The 5,254-nt window shown below is 51.0% G+C and carries 5 protein-coding genes; 1 reads left to right on the top strand and 4 read right to left on the bottom strand.

Features of this window, described 5'->3' with window-relative positions:
- Window positions 1-198 precede the first annotated feature (198 nt).
- From U9P07_11135 to U9P07_11120, 4 genes are all read right to left on the bottom strand, one after another.
- Window positions 199-945, bottom strand: a complete 747-nt coding sequence (locus U9P07_11135; protein MEA2109961.1) for a 4Fe-4S binding protein — start codon at window positions 943-945, stop codon at window positions 199-201.
- A gap of 30 nt (window positions 946-975) precedes the next feature.
- On the bottom strand, window positions 976-1,707 hold the full coding sequence (locus U9P07_11130; GenBank protein ID MEA2109960.1) for a phosphohydrolase: 732 nt from the start codon (window positions 1,705-1,707) through the stop codon (window positions 976-978).
- A 61-nt stretch (window positions 1,708-1,768) separates the two neighbouring features.
- On the bottom strand, window positions 1,769-3,433 hold the full coding sequence (gene hcp / locus U9P07_11125; protein MEA2109959.1) for a hydroxylamine reductase: 1,665 nt from the start codon (window positions 3,431-3,433) through the stop codon (window positions 1,769-1,771).
- Between the two features lie 119 nt (window positions 3,434-3,552).
- Window positions 3,553-4,356, bottom strand: a complete 804-nt coding sequence (locus U9P07_11120) for a 4Fe-4S binding protein (GenBank protein MEA2109958.1) — start codon at window positions 4,354-4,356, stop codon at window positions 3,553-3,555.
- Window positions 4,357-4,558: 202 nt separating this feature from the next.
- Between U9P07_11120 and U9P07_11115 the strand changes: the two genes are divergently transcribed.
- Complete coding sequence (locus tag U9P07_11115) at window positions 4,559-5,224, top strand: transposase (protein MEA2109957.1); 666 nt, start codon at window positions 4,559-4,561, stop codon at window positions 5,222-5,224.
- Window positions 5,225-5,254: the final 30 nt, after the last annotated feature.

Raw genomic sequence — 5,254 nt, 5'->3', positions numbered from 1 at the left:
ATAGCGGTATTGGCCGCCGAACGAATCACACGATGTGATTCGCGGCGGACGCCTCGGAAGCCGGCCATGGACGGCCGGCGAGAATGAGCGAGAGCCATGCCGGAACATCCTGACAGCTTAATTTGGGTTGCGGGCGTAGCCCGCCTTAGCCGTCGTATGGATATCCTTTTTGCTGACCGCGGTGTAAACCATGGTGTTTCAGATGGTTTCCTCTTTCAGCCGCTTACCGTTCGTGCCGATGACAATCTTCTTGATCGGCAGACTTTTGCCGGCGGCCTCCAGGCCGTTTTTGACCATCATCGGCAGGCCGGAACAGCAGGGAACTTCCATGATCACCGTGGTGATGCTGTTAACGTCATTCTTTTTGAAGATTTCGCTAAATCTTTCCACGTATTCCTCTACATCGTCAAACTTCGGGCAGCCCATCATCACTACCCGGTCTTTCAACAGTTCCTGGTGCAGCCCGGCATAGGCTACCGCGGCGCAGTCCGCCAGGATCAGCAGGTCGGCATGTTGGAGAAAAGGGGCATGGGGAGGGATCAATTTAATCTGTACCGGCCAATGGCCAAGGGCGGAATGGGCCGCTGTTTGATTTGGGGGTTGATTAGCTTCCTGACAGGCCGATGCCGTTTTAAAGCTTTGCATTTGGGTCGATGGGCAGCCACAGGCCAGGGTTTCAACTGCCGGGCCTGATGATTCGAGATTTTGCAAGTACTCTTCCACTGCTTCCGGGTCAAAATCCTCGGCAACCCGTTCAATGATGGTGATCGCCCCCTGGGGGCATTCCCCAAGACAGGCTCCCAGACCATCACAATATTTTTCCGCTACTACCCGGGCTTTGCCGTCAATAATCTGGATGGCCCCTTCTTCACAGGCCGGCACACAGACGCCGCAGCCGTCGCAAAGATCCTCATTTATTTCGATGATTTTTCGTAAAACTTTCATTTTTCTCTCTCCATAAAGACTGAGGGGTGATTATTTATCAGCCAGCAAAATGGTTTTGGCTAACTGCCGTCCGGTTTCGGTCATCATGTTTTTATCGATCAGAGCTTCCAGGGCCTCCGCGGCCAGTTGTTCTTCTTTCTGGGCTTCCATCAGCTTGACCAGCTGTTCGGCATCATAAACGCACCGGTAATTAACGGTTTCTTCCGCCCGTGGCTGCCGGTGACCTATAATATCACATACTTCATCTATGATCGGTTCTTTAGCTTTCAGGTCGGTGAGCATCTTGCGGGCTACCGCCGGTCCTTCTGTTTCCAGGTGGGCGTCACTGGCATCACCATATTTCTGTTCCGCTTCCTTGGCGCCGATGTCCAGCAAGTAAGCAGCGCAAAGGACAATGGCAGGAACGCCACCTTCCGGCTGAACTATTTTTCCCGCGTATCTGGCAACCTTGGTGGTATGGCCGATACGTTTGAAATCCTTTTTGAAGTAATTTTTAATCTGGATGGCTACCCGATCTTTCAGGAGATCATCCCGTTTGGCCAGCAGCTCCGGTGGCAGCTCTCCCAGACACTGTTCAGCATACTGGCAATAGGAGGCACAGCCAAAATCCATTTTTGGATTGATAATCTGTTTGCCGCAGCCTTTGCAGCGGATAGTGGTCTGGTCCTTAAAAAATTCCAGCATCTGGCCGCAGTTGGGGCAGGGAACATCAAAAATGGCATCGTGTTTCCAGTAACGGGTATCCTGGCCGGGGCACTTCATGCTCGTCTCCTAATACCCCCGGCGGCCGATAGATGGCCGCCGGGCTGTGGTTAATAATGGATTATTCGCCTTTCATCATCGCGGCGATGTCTGTTCCCACCGTGTCAATAGCTTTGATATTGAAATTTTCCACCAGAACCTTGACCACTGCCGGAGAAAGAAAGGCCGGCAGGGTTGGCCCCAAGCGGATGCCCTTGACGCCGAGAAACAAGAGCGCCAGCAGGACGGCAACTGCCTTCTGCTCGTACCAGGCGATGTCGTATGAAATAGGCAGATCATTGATGTCGTCAAGGCCGAAAACTTCTTTCAGTTTCAGGGCGATGACCGCCAGGGAATAACAGTCGTTGCACTGCCCGGCATCAAGGACGCGGGGGATACCGCCGATGTCGCCAAGATTCAGCTTGTTGTAGCGGTATTTGGCACAGCCGGCGGTCAGGATGATCGTGTCCTTGGGCAGTTTTTCAGCCACTTCCGTATAGTAGCTTCTGGATTTCTGGCGACCGTCGCAGCCGGCCATGACCACGAAACGCTTGACAGCGCCGGCTTTGACTGCCTCCACAACCTTATCGGCCAGGGCGAGTACCTGGTTATGGGCGAAACCGCCGACTATGGTGCCGGTTTCGATTTCGGTCGGCGCGCCGCATTGCTTGGCCCGTTCGATGAGCGCGGAAAAATCTTTGGTGCCGCCGGCGGCTCGGTCAGGAACATGGCTAGCTCCCACATAACTGACGACACCGGTGGTGAACAGCCGGTCCAGATAGGTGTTTTCTTTTTTCAGTGGTACCAGGCAGTTGGTGGTCAGCAGGATTGGCCCGTTGAAAGATTCGAATTCCTTGTTCTGGTGCCACCAGGAGCTGCCATAATTGCCGACGAAATGATCATACTTTTTGAAAGCCGGATAGTAGTTGGCCGGTAGCATTTCACCGTGGGTATAGACATCGATGCCGGTACCCTCGGTCTGTTTGAGCAGCTCTTCCATATCTTTCAGATCATGGCCGCTGATCAGAATGCCGGGATTGCCGCGCACCCCTATATTGACCTCGGAAATCTCCGGATGACCATAGGTTGAAGTGTTGGCCTTGTCCAGCAGGGCCATGGTATTGACTGCCGTTTCCCCGGCTTTCATCACCAGCCCGACCATTTCGTCTACTGACAAGTCTTTGGTGGTGGAGGCCATTGCTTCCATGATGAACTGATAGATATCGTCCTGCTCAAATCCCAGGATGGCGGCGTGGTCGGCATAGGCGGCGACCCCCTTGAGGCCGATGATCAACAGCTCCCGTAAAGATCTCACATCCTCATTTTCAGTGGCCAGAACGCCGACTGTTTTGGCTTTTTCAGCAAATTCAGCCGGATTATCGGCAAACCAGGTGGCCGCATCCGGCAAAGCTTCAGCAAATTCCTTGCTGTTTTTTTCCTTATAAGCTGCCAGAAATTTGTCCCGCAACTGATCCCGGCGCTTCAAGCCCTCTTTAATCATGGCGACGAAACGGTCATCGTCCCAGCCGGCGTTGGTAATAGTGGCAAACAGGGCTTTAGCCACAAACAGGCTGGTTTCCTTATCCAGGACATTAAACTCTTTTAACTTGTCGCCGTAGACGGCGATTCCTTTTAATACATGAATTAAAAGGTCCTGCAGGTTAGCGGTCTCTTCCGGTTTACCACAGACGCCCTTGATGGTGCAGCCCTGGTTTTTGGCTGTTTCCTGACATTGAAAACAAAACATGGTGATCTCCTTTCCCGTATGGGGTTGTTGTCTATTCTTTATTAATATAATCCTGTTTATATCGTTTCGTCAACTTCATATCCATGACTTAAGTCAAGAGAACAAGATTTTTTTAAAAATTATTTTCCGGAAATTCTGAGGTCGGTATCGGTGTGCTTAAGCACCTCGCCGAACCGTTCGCCATGTTGATTATGTTGCTGGAAAATATCCAGACATTTTTTAGTCATAACCAGAGTTTCACTGGCTGAGTAGATGCCGGGCAATTTCTGACCCAGCTGGGGATGTCGTCCCAGTTTGCCGCCCACCAGGAGGCGAAATCCCCGAATGGATTCACTGATGGTGCCGGTGGGACAAACGGTGATGCACTGGCCGCAGGAAAGACAGGGTGGGGTGGAAATGGTTGGGCTCAGACCATCTTTATCCAGGGTGATTGCCTGATCAGGGCAGTTCTCCACACAAGTGCCACAGCCACTGCATGGTTCTTCGGTAATCTGTGGTTGAGAAATGCTGATGATGCCAAGGTCAGCGATCTGGGGGCGGGAACAGGCATTGGGGCAGCCGGCGATAACTATGCTGAACTGGTGATGGAATTTGAGTGGTCCCTTGATTTTCTGCCGGAAAAAAGTGGGCAGGTCGCGGCCGGCCAGTAGCGTTTCCAGCTGTTTAACCAGTTGATAGTCATCAATAAGGTTGTATGGACAGCCATCGCTGCCCATGCAGGTTTCGATACTGTACCCCGGCAGTTGCAGCTGGTTCTGTTGTTTTCCAGAGAGGAAATTGTGCCGGCACTCCTCCAGGTGTTTGACCGTAACGATGGCTGCCTGCTGGCGGTTTGCTTCCGCCTCAACCATGGCACGTATCTTTTTACGGATGAAAAAAGGACTGCGGGATAATTTCTTTTCAGCTTCAGGCTGCCATTCCATTTGCATTTTCTCCTTTGGCTTCAGCTTGGGTTTAAACTACTGCATAGCATAAGAGAAAGCATTGACTTAGATCAAGGTGGCTGCGGAATTTGTGTTTGGTGGGCTGTAAAGTCGGAAAAATAGGGACGGAAAAATAGGAAAAATAGGGACACTTCCCATATTTTTTCTTGCACTATTCGTCCTTCTGTCGTATCATTCCCACATGCCGAGAATCGCCCGCATTATAGCTCCCGGTTATCCCCACCATATTACCCAGCGGGGCAATAACCGCTCAGATGTCTTTTTTGATGACGATGATCGTCAAACCTACCTGAAACTCTTGTCGCAATATGCACAGAAATACTCCATGAAAATCTGGGCATACTGCCTGATGGATAATCACCTGCATTTGTTAGCTGTGCCGGAAAGCGAGCAATCTCTGGCGCGTGGAATCGGTCTGACAAATCAGGTTTATACTCAGTATCTAAATCGTAAGCTGAGGCAATCCGGGCGCATCTGGCAAAACCGTTTTTTTTCTTGTATCGTTGAAAATAACAAATATCTATGGGCGGTTGCCCGGTATATTGAATGTAATCCTGTAAACGCCGGTTTGGTTGATAGGGCAGAAGAATATCCATGGTCCAGTGCCAAAGCTCATTTGCTGGGGACGGATGACTCATTGTTGTCCGAACTATCCTGGCTTGGCTCGGGTGATCTTGAATCCTATGTAAACTTTGTAAAAAATGTCGATACTGGAACGGATAATGCCATCCGCAGAGCAACCGCAACCGGGCGGCCTTTTGGGTCGGAAACATTTATTGACGAGATGGAATTCAGACTTGGCAAGTCTCTACGACCGAAAAAGCCAGGTCGACCTCCAAAGAAGTAGGGAATATGGGGAGTGTCCCTAATTAAAATC

It is taken from the genome of Pseudomonadota bacterium (assembly GCA_034660915.1).
In the GTDB taxonomy this organism is placed as follows: Bacteria; Desulfobacterota; Anaeroferrophillalia; order Anaeroferrophillales; family Anaeroferrophillaceae; genus DQWO01.
This window is presented reverse-complemented; position numbering and strand designations above follow the sequence as displayed.